Origin of the sequence: Candidatus Thalassolituus haligoni (assembly GCF_041222825.1) — a bacterium.
GTDB lineage: Bacteria > Pseudomonadota > Gammaproteobacteria > Pseudomonadales > Oceanobacteraceae > Oceanobacter > Oceanobacter antarcticus.
Map to the genome: position 1 here is coordinate 548,139 of NZ_CP139482.1, position 20,677 is coordinate 568,815.

At 54.1% G+C, this 20,677-nt stretch carries 17 protein-coding genes; 5 read left to right on the plus strand and 12 right to left on the minus strand.

All coding sequences use genetic code 11. From position 1 onward, the window contains the following. Positions 1-131: 131 nt before the first annotated feature. From SOJ49_RS02465 to SOJ49_RS02505, 9 genes are all read right to left on the minus strand, one after another. On the minus strand, positions 132-1,793 hold the full coding sequence (locus tag SOJ49_RS02465) for an ATP-binding protein (RefSeq protein ID WP_369856646.1): 1,662 nt from the start codon (positions 1,791-1,793) through the stop codon (positions 132-134). Next, complete coding sequence (locus SOJ49_RS02470; RefSeq protein ID WP_369856647.1) at positions 1,790-4,576, minus strand: class I SAM-dependent DNA methyltransferase; 2,787 nt, start codon at positions 4,574-4,576, stop codon at positions 1,790-1,792. Before SOJ49_RS02470 ends, SOJ49_RS02465 begins: the two co-directional genes overlap by 4 nt. Next, positions 4,573-4,809, minus strand: a complete 237-nt coding sequence (locus SOJ49_RS02475; protein ID WP_369856648.1) for a helix-turn-helix domain-containing protein — start codon at positions 4,807-4,809, stop codon at positions 4,573-4,575. Before SOJ49_RS02475 ends, SOJ49_RS02470 begins: the two co-directional genes overlap by 4 nt. A gap of 573 nt (positions 4,810-5,382) precedes the next feature. Continuing rightward, complete coding sequence (locus tag SOJ49_RS02480; RefSeq protein WP_369856649.1) at positions 5,383-7,314, minus strand: TRAP transporter permease; 1,932 nt, start codon at positions 7,312-7,314, stop codon at positions 5,383-5,385. Between the two features lie 32 nt (positions 7,315-7,346). Beyond that, positions 7,347-8,309: a TAXI family TRAP transporter solute-binding subunit gene (locus tag SOJ49_RS02485; RefSeq protein ID WP_369856650.1), complete on the minus strand. Its 963-nt coding sequence runs from the start codon at positions 8,307-8,309 to the stop codon at positions 7,347-7,349. A 59-nt stretch (positions 8,310-8,368) separates the two neighbouring features. Next, complete coding sequence (locus tag SOJ49_RS02490; RefSeq protein WP_369856651.1) at positions 8,369-8,683, minus strand: non-heme iron oxygenase ferredoxin subunit; 315 nt, start codon at positions 8,681-8,683, stop codon at positions 8,369-8,371. A 7-nt stretch (positions 8,684-8,690) separates the two neighbouring features. Beyond that, positions 8,691-9,161 (minus strand): aromatic-ring-hydroxylating dioxygenase subunit beta, encoded by a 471-nt coding sequence (locus tag SOJ49_RS02495; RefSeq protein ID WP_369856653.1) that lies wholly within the window; start codon positions 9,159-9,161, stop codon positions 8,691-8,693. A 2-nt stretch (positions 9,162-9,163) separates the two neighbouring features. Continuing rightward, entirely contained in the window at positions 9,164-10,423 is a 1,260-nt protein-coding gene (locus SOJ49_RS02500) for an aromatic ring-hydroxylating dioxygenase subunit alpha (protein WP_369856654.1), read from the minus strand. 115 nt (positions 10,424-10,538) lie between these two features. Next, entirely contained in the window at positions 10,539-11,522 is a 984-nt protein-coding gene (locus tag SOJ49_RS02505) for a 2Fe-2S iron-sulfur cluster-binding protein (RefSeq protein WP_369856655.1), read from the minus strand. 115 nt (positions 11,523-11,637) lie between these two features. Here SOJ49_RS02505 and SOJ49_RS02510 point away from each other — a divergent pair, with 115 nt between their 5' ends. After that, positions 11,638-12,543: a LysR family transcriptional regulator gene (locus SOJ49_RS02510; protein ID WP_369856656.1), complete on the plus strand. Its 906-nt coding sequence runs from the start codon at positions 11,638-11,640 to the stop codon at positions 12,541-12,543. 14 nt (positions 12,544-12,557) lie between these two features. Here the strand turns inward: SOJ49_RS02510 and SOJ49_RS02515 are convergent, their stop codons facing one another. Further along, positions 12,558-13,328 (minus strand): helix-turn-helix transcriptional regulator, encoded by a 771-nt coding sequence (locus tag SOJ49_RS02515; protein WP_369856657.1) that lies wholly within the window; start codon positions 13,326-13,328, stop codon positions 12,558-12,560. Positions 13,329-13,787: 459 nt separating this feature from the next. On the opposite strand from SOJ49_RS02515, the gene SOJ49_RS02520 reads away from it, so the two are divergent. The 4 genes from SOJ49_RS02520 to SOJ49_RS02535 all read left to right on the plus strand — a co-directional run bounded on the left by SOJ49_RS02520 (position 13,788) and on the right by SOJ49_RS02535 (position 17,823). Further along, positions 13,788-14,951 carry a Rieske 2Fe-2S domain-containing protein gene (locus tag SOJ49_RS02520; RefSeq protein WP_369856658.1) on the plus strand — a complete coding sequence of 388 codons (1,164 nt, stop codon included), beginning with the start codon at positions 13,788-13,790 and terminating at the stop codon, positions 14,949-14,951. Between the two features lie 54 nt (positions 14,952-15,005). Then, positions 15,006-15,326, plus strand: coding sequence for a 2Fe-2S iron-sulfur cluster-binding protein (locus SOJ49_RS02525; protein ID WP_369856659.1), 321 nt, complete (start codon positions 15,006-15,008; stop codon positions 15,324-15,326). A gap of 9 nt (positions 15,327-15,335) precedes the next feature. Beyond that, on the plus strand, positions 15,336-16,661 hold the full coding sequence (locus tag SOJ49_RS02530; RefSeq protein WP_369856660.1) for an NAD(P)/FAD-dependent oxidoreductase: 1,326 nt from the start codon (positions 15,336-15,338) through the stop codon (positions 16,659-16,661). A 76-nt stretch (positions 16,662-16,737) separates the two neighbouring features. After that, the gene (locus tag SOJ49_RS02535; protein WP_369856661.1) at positions 16,738-17,823 is read left to right on the plus strand and encodes a TRAP transporter substrate-binding protein; all 1,086 of its coding nucleotides are present in this window, start codon (positions 16,738-16,740) and stop codon (positions 17,821-17,823) included. Between the two features lie 105 nt (positions 17,824-17,928). Here the strand turns inward: SOJ49_RS02535 and SOJ49_RS02540 are convergent, their stop codons facing one another. Then, the gene (locus SOJ49_RS02540; RefSeq protein WP_369856662.1) at positions 17,929-18,846 is read right to left on the minus strand and encodes an acetoacetate decarboxylase family protein; all 918 of its coding nucleotides are present in this window, start codon (positions 18,844-18,846) and stop codon (positions 17,929-17,931) included. Positions 18,847-19,077: 231 nt separating this feature from the next. Beyond that, positions 19,078-20,529, minus strand: coding sequence for an aldehyde dehydrogenase (locus tag SOJ49_RS02545; protein ID WP_369856663.1), 1,452 nt, complete (start codon positions 20,527-20,529; stop codon positions 19,078-19,080). Positions 20,530-20,677 lie beyond the last annotated feature (148 nt).

Consider the following 20,677-nt stretch of genomic DNA (forward strand, 5'->3'; position numbering starts at 1 on the left):
TCCTTCCAGGCTCTCGCCAGTCCTTAAAATTCCAGCTATCGAGCAGGTTTCTCGCGGTAAACAAAAGCGGGCATAAAAAGCTCATAACTGCTCATAACTGCTCATAACTACTCATAACTTCCAACCAAGGGTTATTCGCCAGGCATGGTGTAGTAGGCTCCACGTCGCTCACCATGCTGCTGAAGTTTTTCTTCTTCTTTAAGTTTTTTGAGCAGGTTGGCAGCTTGGTCTTTATCCAGATGGCACAGCTCCATCACTTCAGCACGCTTGATTTGGCCATGATGCTGTACATGCGACACCACCATCTGCTCATTCTGCAGCCGGGTGAAACTTGCCTGGCGGGTATACGCAACCTGATCGCCTTTCACCTGATACATGGCTGCCGAAAGCGTATACGTCCGGCCTCGGGTCTTGCCGTGTGCTTCAACCAGTCCAGCCTCAACAAGGGATTCAACAGCGCGCTTGGCGGCACTGACATCCTGCTGCACCAAGGCCGATAACTCTTCTACATTCAAACGCTTATGTGCTTTGAGGGCAGATAACACAATCAGGCTGTTCACAGGCAGGCTGCCCTTCTGCTTCTCCTGTTCAACCACCAGGCGCAGAAAGACCTCGTCGGCCTCCACCGTCTCAAGACGCAGAATCACATTGTTATAATCCGTGCGGCTGTAATCCGGCTGCGGGCGACCAAAGCGCAGCATGCCACGGTAAATCTTGTCTACCCCCCGACCGGAACGCTCCACCACACCAATGCGTTTCATTACGTCCGCCAACCGTGGATTGCGTGGTCGGGGCTCCGTGCTCAGCAGATTACTCAGGGTCACGCCATCTACCAGACCGCCGGGGTTGCTGATGGTCAGCCCCAGATCATCCAGGCGCACATGCACTGCCCCCAGTCTGTGGTAATCACGGTGCACCAGCGCATTGGCGACGGCTTCACGGAAGGCTCCACGATCCACCACGGGGACAGGTACACGAAACAAACCCACCTGAATCTCGCGCTCCGGGTTATAGGGTAAAAAGTTGGTCTCCAGCCACTCCAGCGCTTTTAACAAGGGGAACCGGCGAAATTCATTAAAACGCACATCCTCCTGCTCCAATACCTGAAAAGCGAGTTCGTGCGTCGGTACAACCTCACGCAGTGCTGACTCGCGCCCGATTACCAGCAAACCGGTCAGTGTTGGCAAGCGTTCGCCGCTGGCCGACCGGGCAGTGAAGCCCAGGGCGGCATCCAGCTGCTCGTCGTCAAGCTCCAGCAACACCCGATCACCGCCGTAGCTCTGTACCGCCTGACGCAGACGTTCACGCTCAATCGGGTCAAAATCGGCGACGGTCGCAGCGACCATTATCTGAGCCGACGCGTCGGATATACCAATGCTTGAAGACCGGCTGGCTCGCTCATGTGGCAACATGGCCACACACTCCGGTGTACCGTCTTGCTTTAACCGGCGACGCAGATACTGGCCTGCCGTAGTGGCAATTTCTGAATGAATCGCTTTGGGCACCGTGATTCGCGCAACCTGAATTTCGTTAACCGCCACCGCTTCGACGCTCACCTGTAACGCAGGCGAGGTGCGTGCGGCAATCAGGCCGGTCAAACCCGCAAGGTGCATATGCTCTTTATGCAAACCGGTCGGTGTGCCGTCGTCTTCTACTCCTAACCAAAGCTCACCGCCTTCAGAATTAGCCAAACACACCAGCGCCTGTACCAGTTCATCATCGCGCAGACGTTTGCGGTCGCTTTTGAATTCCACCGTCAGGGATTCTTTTGAAGGAATCACGCTCCCTGTCATGGTTTACCTCGTTTGGCTTTCTTGCCTGTCGTATCAGCTGCCGTGTCTGTTGTCATTTTGGTGTACAGCTCAAACAGTTTTTCCAGCCGTTCGGTGTCGTTGCGGAAGCGGCGACCAATATAGATACGCTCCAGCACTTCATCATTACGCTCATGGGCTTCACGCAGATCTTGCGGCATATCATCGGGTTTGTACAAATCAGCAATAGTGGCTGGAAAATGCGCTTCACGGGCCAGTAGAATATCTTCCGCGCAGCGGGTCAGGTCTTCTTTGTTTTTTTCGGTGAGTTTAGGCACGGGGAAGGTGTTCCAGCCCATCGTATTGGAATAAGAAAAATCCGTTCGCATACGAACGCAAACCGTACCAATCCAGACCCAGTGAAGGCGAGAGGCAATCAGTGACATATTCCAAAGGGGGGCGTCATACATAGCAAAGGCTTTCTCTTGAACAACACTATCTTTTCCAAGAACACCGACTGGAAGAAAGGGTCTATTTTCAGATGATACCCGTGGAATGATAATCGTATGTTTCTTACCAACATTTTGCTCCCTAAAACGCCATGGCGTAGCCGATAGCTTCTGTGCACTTGAATCTTTGGATGCAGCCACTCTAGAAACTTCCACTGAGTTTATGCGTTGATCAATTTCGGCAACCAACTTTGCCAATTCGACGTCTTCTTCCTGAATCCACAAGCAATACCTAGGTGAATTATCAACAAACTCTTTAGAACCATAAAAAGGTCTCAAAAATTGCTTTGCCTTCGGATCACGCTTTACTAAATCTCTTGCCTCAGATGCCGACATTACAAGAGAACTTGCGTAATACGGATGGTTACCAAATTTCATATTATGCAAATTGCACAATGATGAGCTCACAGGGTGAACCTCAATATTTTTAGAGGCTATCAAATAAGCGTTAATATTTTCACACAGTCTCTCCACGGTTTCTCCCTCTGCCGTAATAGAGAATAATCTGTGTGGTGTTTTAGGCTGAGCAGAAATTCCTACAATGGCCACCGTTACACCGGCATTATTGGCCGCTAAATTCGCCCATTTAAAGGAGGTATGGGCAAACTCAATCTGGCAGCCCGTATCAAATACCAAGGGCCATAGAATTGGCACCTGTTGCCCCTGGCATATGGAGTTGGTGGACACAAAGGCCGCACTGGCGGTATGGCGCGAACAGTAATCGGCGGCTTTCATAAACCAACCGGCCACATAGTCCAGCGACTTCCAGCTTTTTACCCGCTGTTCAAAAATCTTTTGCAGGTCGGCTTTCTGTTCTTTGGATTGCCACTTACTCCCCAGATACGGCGGGTTGCCGCAGATATAGACTTCGCCACCGTCGTTATCAAAGTTGATTTCCGCCTGGTCCAATGGGCTTTGAAACAAGTCATCGGCATAAATTTTGACGCTGGTGCCTGCTGACGGGCATACCGACTCCCATTCCAGCTGTAAGGCATTACCGCTGGCAATCCAGTTTTGATTATTGAGGGGCAGGAATTCAATCAGCGCCTCCTGCTGTCCCCGATAACGGACATCACATTGGTATTCGGCAATAATCAACGCAAGACGAGCAATTTCTGCCGAGAAATCCCGCAGTTCAATACCACGAAAATTATTCAATGGTATATCACTTTTACGCCCTGGCTCTCCGCGCCGTTTGTTGATGGTGTTTTCAATCTCGCGTATGTGTTTGTAGGCAATCACCAAAAAATTGCCCGAGCCACAGGCCGGGTCAAATACCCGGATGTGTGCCATACGCTTGCGCAGGTTTAACAGTTTGAGTTTGCTGTCTCCGGCGTCTCCCAGCTTGTCGCGCAGGTCATCGAGAAACAGCGGATTCAGTACCTTCAGAATATTGGGCACGCTGGTGTAGTGCATTCCCAGTTCGCCACGTTCGTCGTCGTCGGCGACGGCTTGAATCATGGAACCGAAGATGTCCGGGTTGATTTGTGTCCAGTCGAGGTTGCCAATGTGCAGCAGGTAAGAACGGGCAATTTTGCTGAAACTCGGTACGTCGGTGCTACCGGAGAACAGACCACCGTTGACATAGGGGAATTGATCTGTCCAGGGGCGCAGGCCAGAAGTTTCTCGGTCGGCGATTTTGGTGTTCATCGCCCGAAATATCTCACTGATGACCAAATGCGTATCGGACGAATTCCGTGCGCTCATCTGTTCAATAGTGGCGGTGAACAAATCGGTACCGTTAAAAATGCGGGTGTCTTCAGCAAAGAAGCAGAAGATCAACCGGGCCATAAAGTGGTTCATTTCATGGCGTTGATCGGCGGTTGCCCAGTCTGGGTTGTCTTTCAACAATTCGACGTACAAGCGGTTCAAGCGGCTGGTGGCACGAATATCAAACGAGCTGTCGCGGATCTGTTTCACCGTGCTGATGCCAGCTAATGGCAGGAAAAAGCCAAAGTGATCAGGAAACTTGCCGTATTCACAGGCGACGGTTTCACCGCTTGCAAGCTCTTCTGCTTCGAAGGTGTCGCCATCGGTCGCCAGTATAAATTTGACCTTTGCTTTGGTGGTTGCCGGGCTTTCACGCAAGGCGGTTAACGTTTGGGTTGTTTCTCCCGGCTTGGCAATGGCGATATGCACGTTGTTGGTTTGCAACACTCCGCCAACGTCCGATTTGTTGGTAGCACCCGAGCGCAGACGTTTGAGGGTGGTGTCCTTGTTGCCAAAGGCCCGCAGAAACTCGTAGGGAAATTCATCGGTGTCGAATGGCTGCTGCGCCAGTTCAGAGATGGCGATTTCAATTTCGACAGCGTTCACTCAGATGCTCCTTGTTTTGTCGCTGCGCCATCAGCCGTCACCAGTTCCAGCAATTCGGAAATATCGCACTGTAGATAGACGCAAAGCTGTTCGAGCACGTCGAACTCTACCCTGACAGACGTTTCCTGATACAGGCGGGTGATGGTGCCACGGTTGATGCCGGTGTCTCTGGCAACGTCTGCGATCTTCAGTTTTTTCTCACCCATGATGCGAGATAAATGGCACTTGATCATTTCCAATAACCTTTTTTGATCTATAGCAGAGCATTCTACAGAGAAAGATCTTTTGAGCGTTATTATATTCTTCAGGGAGACATAAAAATCCACCAAAGGTTAAAATGGCTTGGTGAAGATGATCGTTGTGTCATAAGCCTATCTCACTACTGATAAGTTGTCCGCCTGCACCAGGTACGGCGCTCGTACCAGTTGTAATCAGCAGAAGGGTTCTGATCCATTGGAGTTGGTAGGGGGGTCGCTATTTTCACTGCCTGGGTGGCCGCAAAATGCTGTATATCTGGGAGCAGTGAATGCCAGAAATGGCACCCTGCAAATCGACTTCTGATATCAGGCTGACTGCTACCTTGGCGAACGACAGTACGTCGACTGTGAATGGCAGGTAGATCCAGAGGCTTATAACCCTCGTTATCCGCTATGGAGGATAAAGCGGATCATAGATGAAGTCTGTGAGCTGATCAGGTATCCGGTTCGGGTTGTATCACTGGCTGGGTGATCCCTTGCTGCGAGTACAGCAAGGGATCAGGACATAACACCCGGAAGGCCAAAACCGGATGTTATGAACAGGGGTTATCAGCTTCCTGATGACGGCTGTGCCTTTGTGCGGCACAGGCTTGCTGTCAGTAACAGGATAACCAACAAAACCAGTGCGGTTACTCGGGTGGCAATCAACAGGCTGGTGCTGCCCATGGCGGGGAACAGGAGCAGCGCACCACTGGCGATAAAGCCAAAGCGTTGCAGGCTGCCTAGCCGCTGGCCAAAGTAGCCGACAAAACCGACGGAAATAGCCCATACCCCTGCCAGCGTGGTGCTGATGGCGATGACGATATCGCCCGTGTCTCCCAGTAGCAGCAGGGCCGGTGTGGTGACAAACAGGAAGGGCACAATGTAGGCCGTCCAGCCCAGACGCATGGAGGTAAAGGCTGTTTTGATGGGATCCGCTCCGGCGATGCTGGCGGCGAAGAAAGCACCAATCGCAATCGGTGGGGTAATCATCGACATCATGCCCATGTAGAAGATAAACAGGTGGGCGGCGATCGGTTCAACGCCAACCTGAATCAATGAGGGAGCCACTAATACGGCCAGGAGCAGATACACTCCTACGGTTGGCATCCCCATGCCCAGCACAATACAGACCAGCGCCGAGATCAGTAGCAGCAGGAAGAGGTTACCTTCGCCCAGCTGTACCAGGAAGTAGGTGAGTCCGAAGCCGAGTCCGGTGACGTTCAGAATGCCGATAATAAATCCGGCGGCAGCGCCAATCATGATGATGTCGACGATGGAGTGGCCGGTTTCTGCCAGGGCTGCGCGGATGTCGCTGATGCCCATCCGTTTGCCTTTGTAGCCACGGCTAACGCCGACGATCAGCGCACCCAACGCACCCCAGAGCGCAGCGGTTTCGGGTCGCAGATTAAAGAAGAACAACGCACCCACGACCGCCGCAAAAGGCACCACAAAAATCCAGCCATTACGCAGTACCTCATTCCGTTGCGGGATCAGCGCTGGGTCAACCTTGGCGATGCCTTCTTTGGCGGCTTCCAGATCAACCTGAATAAACAGCGCCGCGTAGTACAGAATCGCTGGCACCAGCGCAGCCAGTACGACGTCGGCGTAGCTGATTTGCAGGAACTCGGCCATCAGGAAGGCAACAGCCCCCATTACTGGCGGCATAATCTGGCCTCCAGTGGAGGCAACCGTTTCTATTGCGGCGGCGGTTTGTGGTTTGAAACCGCCCTGCTTCATCATGCGAATGGTGACGACACCGGTCGCGACAATATTGGAGACCACCACCCCCGAGATAGAGCCAAACAAGGCGGAGGCTATGGTGGCGATCTTGCCGGAACCTCCACGTGAGCGGCCCATCAGGCAGAGTGCCAGATCATTAAAAAAATCGGCACCACCGGAGCGCAGCAGCAGTTGTCCGAATAAGACAAAGCCAATGACAATGGTAGCGGCCACGGCCAGTGTCAAACCCAGCATGCCGTTGGTATCCAGCCCGAGGTAGACCACCAGGCGGTCGAATTCGACATTGCGGGTTTGCAGCGGGCCAGTCAGATGATGCCCCAGCAGTGCGAAGGCCAGAAAGGTGGCCACGACAATCACTAAGGTGATGCCAACGACCCGGCGTAAACCTTCCATCACCAGTAGCAGAAAAGTCACCGACAGGATCAGCGCGGAGAGTGGCATATCCAGTTGCCGCTCGACCAGCCAGGGATACTGCACCGACAGGTACAGCCCGGCTCCAAGGCCGATCAGCCCCAGTGCGGTATCAAACCCGCGTCGTAGCGGATTGGCCTGTGGCTTCAGAAATACCAGCGCCAGGCTGATGCCGAGAATCACCGCCAGATATTGCTCGGTATAAATGGCCAGACCCAGTCGGCTGAACAGATCTGCGGCGTAGGCAATGGCGGCCAGTGTAATCAGTGTCCCCAGCAGGGTACGGATCTGTTTACGCCCAGCGGACTCCACCAGGGTGGGTTGATGAACGGTCGATGACTCACTCATGTTGTGTCTCCAACAGATCATGGCTCAGGGAGTTATTCATGCCACAGGCCCTTTTCCTTGAAGTAACGGATGGCACCGGGGTGGTAAGCCAGGCCGGGATAGATCTTGTAAGGTTCATCGGTCGACAGGGTACGGAAGCCGGGGAACAGCTTGATCAGTTCCGGTTTGCTTTCCAGCACGGTTTTCACCATCTGGTATACCTTTTCATCGTCTACATGGGCACCGACAACCAGCACGTTATCCCAGGTCACCATTTGCATGGGGGCGTCGACACCAACAAGGTGCGGGGCAGGGGTTACTGCGGAAAAATAGAACGCCGGGCGTATGGCTTCCATGGCCGCGGCGGCAATTTCATCGCTGGCTACCGGAACAAATTTGACGCCGCCGACCGAGGCATCCACTTCAGCAACCTTGGGGCCTCCAACCGCGAAGTACGTGGCATCAATACGGCCAGAAGACAGGGCGTCGGCCGCCCGAATCAAATCCGGTACCAGCACCTGTTTGACATCGCTCCATTCCAGCCCACTGGTTGCCAGCATGGCAGACATATGCGAACGACCCAGCGGGAAGGCATTCCAGCCTGCGGCGACCCGCTTGCCGGTCAGATCCTTGATCGAGTTGATACCGGAGTCCTTGCGCACAAAAATACCGATGGGTTGGGGGCTGATGCGCATGGCTAACCGCAGGTTGGGCCGTTCCCGGTCGCGGTAGTCGGCCATGCCATTGGCGGCCACAATCACATCATTGACGTCGTTGATGGCAAATTCAGCCAGCCCCTGATCGACCGAATCCATCATGGCGCGGTTACCGCTGAACGGTTGCACCACGGCATTCATATTGTTTTTCGAGCGGGCAACGTTCGCGATGGACGTGCTCATGGTGTTCCAGACGGAACCCTGAGGCGGTGATGCAAACGACATCATCTGGGCTGAACTCAGGGATGAACACAGGCTGAGTGTGATGCCGGTGAGCAGTGACAGGGTATGTGTTTTCATTATTATTCTCCGGTGTTTCTTTATTGTTATATAAGCGCTGTGAGTACCTGGGTCGGGTGTTAGCCAAGCCGCAGAAAAACCTGATCGTCCTCCACCCGAGTGACGTAGGTCTGGATGTCATCGGTCAGTGGCTGGCACATGGCCTTACCGGTCTTGATACAGAACTTGCCCTGATGTAACGGGCATTCGATTTCCCCATCTTCCAGAAAACCGTCACTGAGCAAGGCCTGGCCATGGGTACAGACGTTATCGGTAGCGAAGACTTCGCCATCCATTTTGTAAAGCGCGATCGGATGGCCGTTAACGCTGACACCAATCACGTCGTCGTCGGGAATGTCATCCAGCGCGCTGACGCTGATCCAGGAATCCGTCATAAGCACCTCAAATCGGATAAATCAGGGAGTTCAGAATCATGTCGTTATCAAACACACAGATTCTTGATTGAATACGCAGGCCGTCTTCTGTCTGGATCAGACGATCGATATAACGACCGACGTTGAATACCTCGGCGATGCCGTCGTATTTGGTACGGAACACGGCATAGCTGGCTTCGGCCTCAATAACTTCGCGATCCTGGCGGAGGATACGCGCTGCGGACACCACATGGCGTTGCATATAAGGATCGTGGAAAATGGTTTCGGTGATGCCGTAGATCCGGTCTTTCAGCATGCCTTTGCTATCCAACGACAGCGCCGCCATGGGCATTCCCCGGTCGAAATTTTCCCGTGACTGAACGCGGTAGACGCAGTCATCGGTGAATATATTGATCCAGCGCTCCCAGTCCTGGGCATCCACGGCGGCGGCGTAGTCCTGGTGCAGTTCGCTGACTTGCAGGTAGGTTTCAATAGACATGATTACAGCTCCATCATCTTGCGCCAGTACTGATACATTCCCCGGATCAGAGTCTCGGAGACCATATGATCGGTGTCGGCCACCTCGCGTCCTCCCAATTCCGCCAGTGAGCGGTGAAACGGTTTTTGCTCAAAACCTTGCTGGGAAAACTCGATAACCTCGCCATCGTCGGCAGATACAAAACCGGCCGGGCCAAACAGGTTGGCCTGACTCAGGCGGCGTTGGGTGAGTGCTTCGCTGTCATCTTCGTAACCGAAGTGGGTCCAGACAAAATCAAAAGAATCATGGCCATGGGGTTGGATGTGGCGGGTAGTCACGCTGTTGACCTGCTGTTGCAGGATCACACTCGGGAACAGGGTCATCATGACGGCGGTCGGGCCGTCCCACCAGGGTTCGGCTTCAACATCGAGAAAGCGTGGATCATTCAGTGCCATGCTTTCCTTGAAGCTGCTGACACCTTCGGTGACCGAGGCATTTTTGCCGCCTTCTCCACGGGTCGAGATCATGGCGGCATGGCGATGGTGCTGATCCATTTTCAGTTCGGAGCGGTTATCGGCACGCCACAGTCCGAAAGTCACAAACCAGGTGTGCAGCAGCCCCGGATGGTAAGGATCCTTGATGTTTTCCATCATCAGCTTCCAGTTACCCGGAATACGCTGTTTGTTGTAACCCAGGATTTTTAACTGGCGGCCATTAAACATACGGTCGAAATAGTGCAGCATTTCAGGGCCGACGAAGTCTTCAAAGGATTCCATTTCGTGGTCGAACGTCGCAAAGACCACGCCACCACGCTGGGCTACTCGCAGCTGGGTCAAACTGTGGTTGGCGGGGTTGAAATCGTTAGGCATGCCGCCCTTGACCTGGCCGTCCTGCTTGACGCCACGGCGGAATGGCACACCTTGCAGGTTGCCTGCAAGGTCGTAGTTCCACTGATGGTAGGGGCAGACAAAACTTTTGGCCGTGCCCTGTTTTTCACGACAAAAGCGCATGCCCCGGTGGGCGCAGACGTTTTCAATCACCTGGATACTGTCATCGGCGGCGCGCACCATAATGACGGAGCGTTCGCCAATAACGGTGCGCTTGAAATCGCCGCTGTTGGGGATTTCTGCTGCAAGTCCGACATAGCACCAGTGATTGCGGTAGAACAGCTTGTCCAGTTCCTGCTGGTAAATCGCGCCGTCGGTATAGACCCGGAACGGGATGCGGCTGGTGTCCTCCTGATCCCAGACGGGCGCAAGAGGAATCCGTTGTTGTTCACTCATCGTATTCACCTTTTTATCGTTATTGGTGTTTATCGTTATTGGTGTTTTTTCGGTTGTCGCTGGGCGTTATTGCCGGGCACTTGTTCGAGTCGGTCAGGGCTCAGGTTGCCTGCCGTTACACGCCGCTGGGGTAAAACGCATCAGCATAAATCCGGTCGATGCTGGCACCTCGTCGGGTGCACGCCAGAGAGGCGGCTTCGACCATGGCAGGCGCTCCGGCCAGGTAAATGCGGTAATCCTGCAAATCAGGAAAGTCGTTGATGACGGGGTCGGTGACCAAACCGCACTCGTATTGCAAGGTGTCGGGCGTATGGCTGAGCAAGATGCGATAGTGGAAATTGGGGTAGTCGCCAGCCAGCGTCTGAAGGTAATTCAGGCCATACAAATCGGCTTCGGTGCGGGCGCCAAACAGCAGGGTGACGGGGTTGGCCATGCCAGACTCCAGTGCCCCGCGCACAATGGAAAGAATCGGTGCCAGACCAGTACCGCTGGCGACACAGAGCATGGGGCCAGCGTGTTTGCGGCGCAGATAGGAAGCCCCCAAAGGGCCATTCAATTTCACGCTGCTGCCGGGTTTTAATCGTTCATCCAACTGGCTGGTCACACGCCCGTTAGGCACAACACGAATATGAAATTCCAGTTCATCATCAGTGGCCAGTCCGGCCATGGAATAGGCCCGGATACCCTCTGGCCAGAATTGCAGGTTGGCGTATTGGCCCGGAGAATAATCCAGTGGTTTGTTGGTACGCAGACGCAGACGGCGGACATTATGAGACAAGGTTTCAAAGGCCGTCACGGTGCCTTTCAGGGTTTTGGTGGGGTGAATCACCACCTCGTCCATCTCCGGCAGTTCGATCACACAATTACTTTCGACGTGGCTCTGGCAGGCCAGCACATAACGCCCGCTGGACGCCAAGCGGCCATCGGCGGCGGAAGGGCCCTGAACATTGCCTTCAATTACCTTGCAACGACAGGTGCCGCAGCGGCCAGACAAACAGCTGTAAGAGACCGGTATGTCATTGGCAAGTAATACATCCAGCAGAGTGCTGCCATTTGCGGCGATGACGGTTTTATTGATTGGTGTTATCAGGACTTCCATTATGGCTCCGCAAGCGTGTATTCAACTTGTTTTGCACTATAGGGAGGCTCGTGATATTGAGACAGCTAATAGGCTGAATAAGCAATCTTCACAATATGAATAACAGGGGGAGCCGATGATTCAGTTGCGAGAGATCGATCTTAATTTGCTGCTGGTGTTTCAGCTGATGTACCGGGAGCGTAAAACCGGCCCGGTTGCAGAACAACTGGGTCTGTCGCAGCCCGCCGTCAGTAATGCTCTGGGCCGATTACGCAAGACCTTGAATGATGAGCTGTTCGAGCGTACCTCCAGGGGGATGCGACCGACTCCCTTTGCCGATGCCATTGCCGAATCCATTGGGTATGCACTCAGTACCTTGCAGGATGGACTGAATTATCAGGAACGTTTTGACCCAATACAGAGCGAACGGGCGTTTTGCCTGTCGATGACTGATCTGGGCGAGATGTACCTGCTGCCGCGTCTGATGGCTTATTTGGCGATACACGCACCCAATATATCACTAACGACAGTTAGAGATACGGGCCGACCGTTGAAAGAAGAAATGGAAGGCGGAAGCGTGGATCTGGCGATTGGCTTGTTACCGCAACTGGAAGGCGGGTTTTATCAGCGGCGGCTGTTTGATCAGGACTATGTCTGTCTGATGCGGGCAGGCCACGCACTGGCAGATGGTGAGCTGACGCTGGAACGTTTTTCCGAGGCGCAGCATATTATCATCGAGGCTCAGGGCACCGGCCACGGCCGGGTTGAAAAGCAGCTGATGCGGAGTGGCATTTCACGCATTGTGAGGTTGCGGCTGCCGCATTTTATTTCGGCTCCCTATATTGTCAGCACGACGGATCTGGTGGCGACCGTCACCGAAAAACTGGCGTTACAAACATCAAAAAGCCTGGGGTTGGTGGCCCGGCCGCATCCGGTGCCGATTCCTCCGGCGCAGATCAATGTGTTCTGGCATCGTCGCTATCATCAGGATACGGGTAATATCTGGCTAAGAAATATCGTTTTTGAGTTGTTTTCTGAATAGCGGATTCCGAGGCTTTATTTGCCTTCAATCACCATGCCGAACAGCTGATTCTGAGTGCCGATGCCCAGTTTGTCGTACAGGTTACGGCGGTGGGTCAGCACGGTATTGGGACTGATACCCAGATCCAGAGCAATGGCGTCGGAGCGGTAACCCAACACAATACGAGAGCCGACATCGAGTTCGCGGGCGGTCAGCTGTTTACCCACGGCTGCTGCCAGACGTGCCCGTACCCAGGGCAGATCAAACACCATGCGATGTTGTCGAGTCAGCTGGATATGACGCTGCAACAGGGTGGCCAGCAACTCACCATGCTGAGCCAGCGAACTCATGTCGAGGCGGGTCGAGTGTTCAGATGCCAGTCGATAGAGGTTAAGACACAGGGCTTGACCATCGTTCTGATACATAAACGCCAGCTTTTCCTCAATACCACAGCGCTCAAGCAGCTGATGACGGTAATCCCCATCGGCCAGCTCGCGCGCGTTCTGCTGGCGAATACGAGGTTGCCCGCTGGCTGCCTGATGGCGTAGCCAGTCAAGGTTAGGGTCGCGTTGAAAATAGTACTCGTCATACAGGTGACGGCACTCCCGTGCTAACGGTTGATAGATTGCACCGGTGGAAAACAGTGTCAGCGGGTGTTTATTGTTCGCCCGGAAAGAAATCAACAGGCAATGATCGGCACCGGTCAGGCGTCGCAGGCTGCTGACCAATGTCGATTCAAACGTGTCGGCACCGAGTGACCCAATCAGGTCAGTCAGCGGCAAATCGGTAGATTGCGCCGGATTCATACGACTACCCCAGTGTGTTGTTGTTATTCTGAACGGATAGTTAGGGGGCGTTCTCAATTATTTGACCCTGACCCTTCGGGCTGAGACCTGTGACTTCCAGCACTTGTTATTCGTCACTTGTTATTCGTCACTTGTTGAGCTCGCTCAACCGCGTTCCTGATGCCTTGTTCTGACACCAACCGGCTCTCAGCTGGCTCGGTTTAATCATCGAGAACGTCCCCTGATATTTTTACTATGTGGTAGCTGGCGTGTAGCTGGCAAGTAGAAACTGTATTTCACTGCGTCCGCTCCTGGCCCGCCGGTGTTTTTCTCTTCTGGCTTCTGGCCTTTCCTCAGCGGTTTATCTTTTGCTCTGATCCTGGCTGGGCTGCATCAACTCACAAGATCTTGTGAGTGTCGTCAGCGTCTGGCCGACGTAACCTGTTCGCAACGGTTTGATAACAACAACAGGAGACCGTGATGACTCTGACACGTATTCAGCGTGCTGCCCAAGTGGCAGGAAAAAGCCTGGCCGGGCGTGACACCCCGTTTATTTTTAATGAATGGTACGTTGCCGCCTTGTCTCGGGAAGTCAGTCGCGAGCCGCTGGCTCGCACTATTCTGGGTAAAACCCTGGTGTTTTACCGCAAGCAGGATGGCGGCCCGGTGGCACTCAGTAACCGTTGCGCCCATCGCTCATTCCCTCTCGACAAGGGCACCCTGGTGGGCGATCACCTGGTGTGTGGCTACCACGGTATGCGTTACAACGAGCTGGGCGAGGTGATAGAGGTGCCATCCCAAGCCTCGTGCGGCGGTATTTCCATTCGTCATTATCCACTGGTGGAAATGGGGCCGGTGATCTGGATCTGGATGGGGCAGCCGGAACAGGCAGATCCTGCCACCATCCCGGAGATGCCGATGCTGGAAGACGGCTGGGTCACGTCGGAAGACTATATGGATCTGAAAGCCAACTACGTTTATCTGCATGAGAATTTGCTGGATCTGACCCACCTGAGTTTTTTGCACGCCAACACCTTTGGCACCCCGGATTACGCCCGCGCTGATTTTGACGTCCAGATCTCGGATACCCGCATGTGGCTGAAACGCTACGTCATGCCGACCCGCTTGCCACCGGTCTGGGCCAAACCAACCCGGCTGGAAGGCAAGGATGCGGCGCGAATTACCACCTCGGATTTTGTCTCCCCGGCACTGCATATCGTCCACGCCGAGTTTTACGACCTGGCGCTGGCTGAATCAGAGCGCCCGGATCAACGTATCAAAACGGCGCATATACCGACGCCATCAACCGCGACCGAAACCCATTATTTTGTTGTTCACGGCCGCAACTTTGCGTTGGAGGAAGGCGACGTCACCGACTTTATGCACCAACAGCTGATGGCCGCATTCCAGGAAGACGTGGTGGGCTTGCAGCAACAGGAAATACTGATGGCGGCAGAAATGGACGACAACTATTTCGAAATATCGGTGAAGTCAGACGCAGCCAGTGTCGCCATGCGGCGTTATCTCAAGCGTCGTGCAAACGAGGAGCAGGGCCTGATAACGACAGATGCCCCGGCGTCATCGGCAGCCCCCACGGCTCCCGCAGCACCGGCGACGGTCGGCAATATTCCAGTGCCGGTCTGAGCCGTGACGGCTGTCGTTGTGCTGAAAAACAGGATGGATAAACGAGGAGTTGTCATGAGTATCCAGATTGAGGTCACCGCTGCATCAGGTCGCCAGCAACAGCTGAAAGCCGCCGATGGTGCACTGTTGATGGAAGTATTACGGGATCAGAGTGACGGTGTCGAAGGCATTTGTGGTGGCTGTGCCGCGTGTGGAACCTGCCATGTCCATATTGCCCCGCAATGGCTGGAACGGCTGCCAGCCATGCCCGCAGAAGAACATGACCTGCTGGATGCCCTGGACGTGCGTAATGACCAGTCGCGACTGAGCTGCCAGATACGGCTGGATGCCAGCCTTGATGGCCTGTCCCTGATCATTGTGCCGGCCGAGTGCTGAGGAGAGGGTATGAAAAAATTGCTGATTGTGGGTGGTGGTCATGCTACCGCCGCCTTGCTGAATCAGTTACACAAGCAAACCAGCAATGGCTGCTCCGACTGGCAAGTGACGGTGATCTCCGCCGAGAGCACCGAGGCGGTAAACCGGCCGTTGCTCTCGAAAGATTACCTCAGTCACAAGGTCGGTGACGATCAGCTGCCACTGATCGCCAGTGAGGTACGCCAAGCCATGACGAGCACCCTGGGTCTGCAATGGCTTACTGACTGTCGTGTGATCTCGGTCGACCGTCAGAGGCATCAACTGCAGCTGTATAACGGCCGTCAGCTTGAGTGGGATACGCTGGTGTTGGCCACCGGTGTCCGTTTGCGCCAGCTTTCTCTGCCGGGTGGTGATCAGCCAGTCAGTGAGATGAAGGGGGTCTTTTACCTCAAAACCGCGAGCCAGTCGCAGGCTCTGAGGCAAGCGCTGCAACATGCCCGTCAGCTGACGGTGATTGGTGGCGGGTTTATCGGACTGGAAGTAGCGGCAACGGCGCGCCAGCAAGGGGTCGCCGTCTGTGTGCTGGAATCTGGCGAGCGCTTGTTACGTCGGGTGGTGGCTGCTCCGGTCTCCCACTGGTTTCAGCAAATGCACATCGAACAGGGTGTCGAGCTGCGCCTGCACAGCTCGTTACAGCACCTGCTGGCCGACGACCATGGCAACGTACGAGCGATACAGCTGGCGTCTGGGGATGTGCTGGCAACCGATCTGGTGGTGGTCGGGATCGGGGTTGAGCCTGAAACCGGCTTGGCACAGTCTGCCGGGCTGGCATGTGACAACGGCATACTGGTGAATGAACAGTGCCAGACCTCCGATCCAGATATTTTTGCGGCTGGTGATGGGGCCAATCGGCGGCATCCCCTGTATCAACAACGGCTGCGACTGGAGTCGGTAGAAAATGCCACTCATCAGGGTCAGCTTATTGCGGCGATGTTAACGCAGAGTCCGCTACCGCCGGCGGCGGTGCCCTGGTTCTGGTCAACCCAGTACGACGCCCGTTTGCAAATTGCCGGACTGTCGCAGGGTTACGACCAGCTCATCACGCGCCAGGCCGAAGGCAAACCGGGAATCAGTTGGCTGTATTTACGTCAGGGTCGTCTACTGGCCTGTGATGCGGTCAATCGTCCGGCGGATTTTCTGCAGGCAAAAAAACTGATCAGTAGCGGTCAGTCGCTCGACCCGTTACAGGCGGCTAACGCCGCAATACCACTGGGCCAGTGTGTGGCCCCTGTTGACCCTAACGATCCCAACGCCGGCAATTCCTGCACGTTGGCAACCGCTGCGGTGGCTTCCTGATCAGACTCTGGTCACCGCCGCAAGACCGCACAATCACAACTCCCTGAACCAATAACAAAATCAAAAGGGTACTCCGATGCGCAACCTCATAAAAAACATCATCCGAACCTCGCTACTGGCCGCCATCACGGCCACCTCACTGGGCCTGGCCGCTCAGACACAGGCTGAACCTGTGATCATGCATGTGGCTACTGCCGGGCCGCCAGGGCATGTCCAAAATAGCATCGTATTTCCAACCTGGGCCAAATGGATTGAAGAAGCTACCGAAGGTCGGGTACAGGTCAAACTGGAATACGGCCTTGGTAATCAGTCGACCTTTTTTAATCTGGTCGAAGATGGCGTGGCCGATGCCGCCTGGGCCTATCATGGGTATGTGCCGGGGCGCTTCCAGCTGACCCAGGTCGTCGAGTTACCGAACCTGGGCGTCGATGCCGAAGCCGCTTCACAAGCCTATTGGGAGGTGTATCAGAAATATCTGGCCAAGGCCGGAGAGCATGACGGCCTGGCGCTACTGGGCTTGTTTACCCATGGGCCGGGGCAGATTCACAGCACCCGCGCAATCAATCATCTTACCGATCTGCGGGGGATGAAAATCCGCGTGGGTGGTGGTATTCAGCAAACCCTGGCGGAACGTCTGGACGTCACGCCGATTGCAGCACCCGGCCCCAAAGTATACGAACTGCTGCAACAAGGCATCGTTGATGGTGTCTTTATGCCAGCCGCCAGCCAGAAAGACTTTCGTCTTGCCGAAGTGGCTCCCTACCTGACGTTGCTGCCGGGCGGCTTGTATATGGGCAGTTTTGCGATTTTTGCCAATGAAGAGTTTCTCGATTCGCTGGAGCCTCGGGATCGCAAAGCTATCTGGGCGGTATCCGGGGCACGCCTGTCGGCACTGGCGGGCAAAGCCTGGGATCAATCGGACAAAAATGGCATCAACATGGCCAAGGATCAGCACGTTCATATCCAGTATGTTGCTGCTGGGGGTGCCATGGTGAATGAATATCAAGCCATGACCAAAGGCATAGATACCGACTGGCTGAAGATGGCAAACGCCAAAGGTGTTGATGCCAAGGCGGCTCTGACGGAATTACGCAACCGTGCTCGCAGCCTGCAAACGGCACAATCCAGCGCGGAACGACAACAGGCACTGGTCGCTGACTGAGATAGGCATTGGGAGAAAAACCTCTGATGGTCAACGTCAGAGGTTCCAGTATTTTCCTGGCTGCCACGGCAGGCCGTGGCTTTATGACTTGACTCTTTAAATCAATTATTCGGCAGTACTGGGATGCAAAATACTCACACTGTTTTCATCTTTAGGCTCAATGGCACGCAGTTCATCTGCAGAAATACCGATGCCGGGCATTGAAAAACTGCTGACTTCAACATCAATCACTTCAAGGATTTCAAGGTCTGCCAGCTTGTTAACAATATGAGCGGTCAGTGGCAGTTGTTCAAATGTTGCACGATGCCATTTGATATCGACGTGTTCAGCAGTCCAGCGACGATAATTGCTGATTTCCAAAGCCGGGCGAGAAAATGCTGCTGGATCGGCTGCTGGCGCATTGGTGGTGGCATAGGCAACATCACCGCCACCAGTTCCGTTTACGGCAGTTTTGGGAATATATTTAAACCAGATATTGGGGTTGCCAATAATGGACTGATTGGGTTTGCCTCCGACTTCTTTCATACCACTCAAATTCAGTTCAAAGAACGTATGTCCATACCAGGAGGCTTCACCTGACAATGTGCCTTCGTTTTCTTGCCAAACGGTTGCTGGAATATCGGCGAACAGTTTGGCAAAGCCCATTTCTTCGCGCCCCGTCATGATCGCGTCGGGATTTCCTTCCCAGATGCAGGGGTTGAAGTTTCCTTCCAGAGTTTCGTCTTTACCATAATAGGTAACTGGGAAGGTTGGCATGACTACGCCGTATCCACGTCCTGCCAGCCAGTATAAATCCTTGAACCAGCTGTAATTAAGCGTAATAACCGGTTCGCCACGCAGTTCAAAACCAGGAGGTAATAATGCTTTAAGTTTTTCGGCATCTGTACGGTAACGAACAGAGGCCGTTTCAAGTGTCATGGTGCCGGTTTCTTCAATTTTCCATGGTCTGCCATCCGGATGTTGACGTGGGCTAACTGATGGGCCAAACACAACCGGCATGCGATACCTTACTCCAGTTTTCATGTCTTGAATTCTCCAGTGTTAAACGTTGTTCGTTAATATGACGGTTGCCTGATTAACGAATTGAATCACCCCGGTTGACGAGGAATATTTTCATTTTAGTGGGTTGGTATTTGTTGTTTTATATTGGTGCCTGGCAGGCTTTATCCCTGTTTTTGGCGGGCACAGTGGCCCGCCTTTCCTGATTGGGATTGCTACTGTCGGGTAAAAGGCCAACAGCGCCTGACATCATCGTCAGATGGGATAATGCGGAGTACCGCTCTGGATCGTCAGCCAGCGGGTTTCTGTAAACTCGCTAATACCGGCTTTGCCACCGAAGCGACCATAACCACTGTCCTTGACGCCGCCAAATGGCATTTGTCCTTCGTCGTGTACCGTTGAACCATTGATATGACAAATACCGGAATGAATACGGCGGGCGACTGCCATGGCACGGCTGATGTCGCGGCTGAATACGGCGGCAGAAAGACCGTAGTCGGTGTCGTTGGCGACGGTAATGGCTTCGTCTTCGCTGTTAACACGAATCACACTGACCACCGGGCCAAACGATTCATCACGGTACAGGGCAATCTCGGGCGTAACGTGATCAACAATTGTTGGTTGCATGATGGCACCTTGAACCTGGCCACCCGTAATCTTGACCGCTCCCTTTGATACCGCCTCATCGACCATATTTTTGACCCGGCGGGCGGCGTCGGCACTGATCATGGCACCCAGTGGGAAATTGCCTTCGCGAGGGTTACCAGCCTGAAGTGTTTCAACCTTGGTTTTCAAGCGCTGGACAAACTCGTCCGCGATGCGGTTATCCACAATCAGACGCTCTGTCGACATGCAAATCTGCCCCTGATTCATAAAGGCACCAAAGGCGGCGGCACTCACGGCGGCATCCAGATCGGCATCTTCCAGTACCAGCAGAGGGGCCTTGCCACCCAGTTCCAGTACATGACGTTTGAGGTGACGGGCACACTGTTCGGCAATAATGCGGCCAACCCGGGTAGAGCCGGTAAAGTTCACATGTCGTACACACGGCTGTTCAATCAGGGTGCGTACAATCTCGGCGGCATCCTGTGGCGCATTGGTGATCACATTGATAACCCCGGCAGGCAAACCGGCTTCGACCAGCACGTCGGCGATCAGGGCATGGGTTTTTGGGCAGAGTTCCGATGCCTTGAAAATCACGGTATTACCACAGGCCAGCGGCATGGCAATGGCCCGCACACCCAGAATAACCGGGGCATTCCAGGGGGCGATACAGAGGCAAACACCAATAGGTTCTTTTACCGACATGGCAAAACTGCCGGCCTTGTCGGAAGGAATAACATCACCGGTAATGGATGTGGTCATCGCGGCAGCTTCACGCATATGTCCGGCTGCCAGATGGCAATTAAACCCGGCCCAGACCGCTGATGAACCTGTTTCTGCCTGCATGGCGGCAACAAACTCCTGGCTGCGGGCTTCCAGAATATCGGCCGCTTTCATCAGAATGCTGCGGCGGGTACCGGGGCCGGTCAAGGCCCAGTCGGTAAAGGCGGCCGCTGCAGCGTTTGCTGCAGCAATGGCGTCCTTGCTGCTGGCAGCAGCAGCCCGGCTGGCGGGTTGCTCTGTTATCGGGTCAATGCAGTCGTAGGTTTTTCCCTGTGCGGCATCAAGATATTCGCCATTAATCAGGAGTTGGGTGGTTTGCATAAAGCCTCCAGAGCAATCGGTACAGACAGAACCCATTGCATGGTTATTGTTATTAAAGGCTTATGAGACCACCGAAGGGCAGGGCTGGATATGTCGTAATCCTGCCATTTATTGTCAATATCCTGAGGTTGTGGTGTAACTTGGGCCA

What these genes read in the sequence shown, in the direction of transcription:
- SOJ49_RS02535 (WP_369856661.1), top strand. Translation starts at nt 16,738, where the DNA reads ATGCGCAACCTCATAAAAAACATCATCCGAACCTCGCTACTGGCCGCC.
- SOJ49_RS02540 (WP_369856662.1), bottom strand. Translation starts at nt 18,846, where the DNA reads ATGAAAACTGGAGTAAGGTATCGCATGCCGGTTGTGTTTGGCCCATCA.
- SOJ49_RS02530 (WP_369856660.1), top strand. Translation starts at nt 15,336, where the DNA reads ATGAAAAAATTGCTGATTGTGGGTGGTGGTCATGCTACCGCCGCCTTG.
- SOJ49_RS02480 (WP_369856649.1), bottom strand. Translation starts at nt 7,314, where the DNA reads ATGAGTGAGTCATCGACCGTTCATCAACCCACCCTGGTGGAGTCCGCT.
- SOJ49_RS02505 (WP_369856655.1), bottom strand. Translation starts at nt 11,522, where the DNA reads ATGGAAGTCCTGATAACACCAATCAATAAAACCGTCATCGCCGCAAAT.
- SOJ49_RS02500 (WP_369856654.1), bottom strand. Translation starts at nt 10,423, where the DNA reads ATGAGTGAACAACAACGGATTCCTCTTGCGCCCGTCTGGGATCAGGAG.
- SOJ49_RS02475 (WP_369856648.1), bottom strand. Translation starts at nt 4,809, where the DNA reads ATGATCAAGTGCCATTTATCTCGCATCATGGGTGAGAAAAAACTGAAG.
- SOJ49_RS02465 (WP_369856646.1), bottom strand. Translation starts at nt 1,793, where the DNA reads ATGACAGGGAGCGTGATTCCTTCAAAAGAATCCCTGACGGTGGAATTC.
- SOJ49_RS02510 (WP_369856656.1), top strand. Translation starts at nt 11,638, where the DNA reads ATGATTCAGTTGCGAGAGATCGATCTTAATTTGCTGCTGGTGTTTCAG.
- SOJ49_RS02495 (WP_369856653.1), bottom strand. Translation starts at nt 9,161, where the DNA reads ATGTCTATTGAAACCTACCTGCAAGTCAGCGAACTGCACCAGGACTAC.
- SOJ49_RS02520 (WP_369856658.1), top strand. Translation starts at nt 13,788, where the DNA reads ATGACTCTGACACGTATTCAGCGTGCTGCCCAAGTGGCAGGAAAAAGC.
- SOJ49_RS02545 (WP_369856663.1), bottom strand. Translation starts at nt 20,529, where the DNA reads ATGCAAACCACCCAACTCCTGATTAATGGCGAATATCTTGATGCCGCA.
- SOJ49_RS02490 (WP_369856651.1), bottom strand. Translation starts at nt 8,683, where the DNA reads ATGACGGATTCCTGGATCAGCGTCAGCGCGCTGGATGACATTCCCGAC.
- SOJ49_RS02525 (WP_369856659.1), top strand. Translation starts at nt 15,006, where the DNA reads ATGAGTATCCAGATTGAGGTCACCGCTGCATCAGGTCGCCAGCAACAG.
- SOJ49_RS02515 (WP_369856657.1), bottom strand. Translation starts at nt 13,328, where the DNA reads ATGAATCCGGCGCAATCTACCGATTTGCCGCTGACTGACCTGATTGGG.
- SOJ49_RS02485 (WP_369856650.1), bottom strand. Translation starts at nt 8,309, where the DNA reads ATGAAAACACATACCCTGTCACTGCTCACCGGCATCACACTCAGCCTG.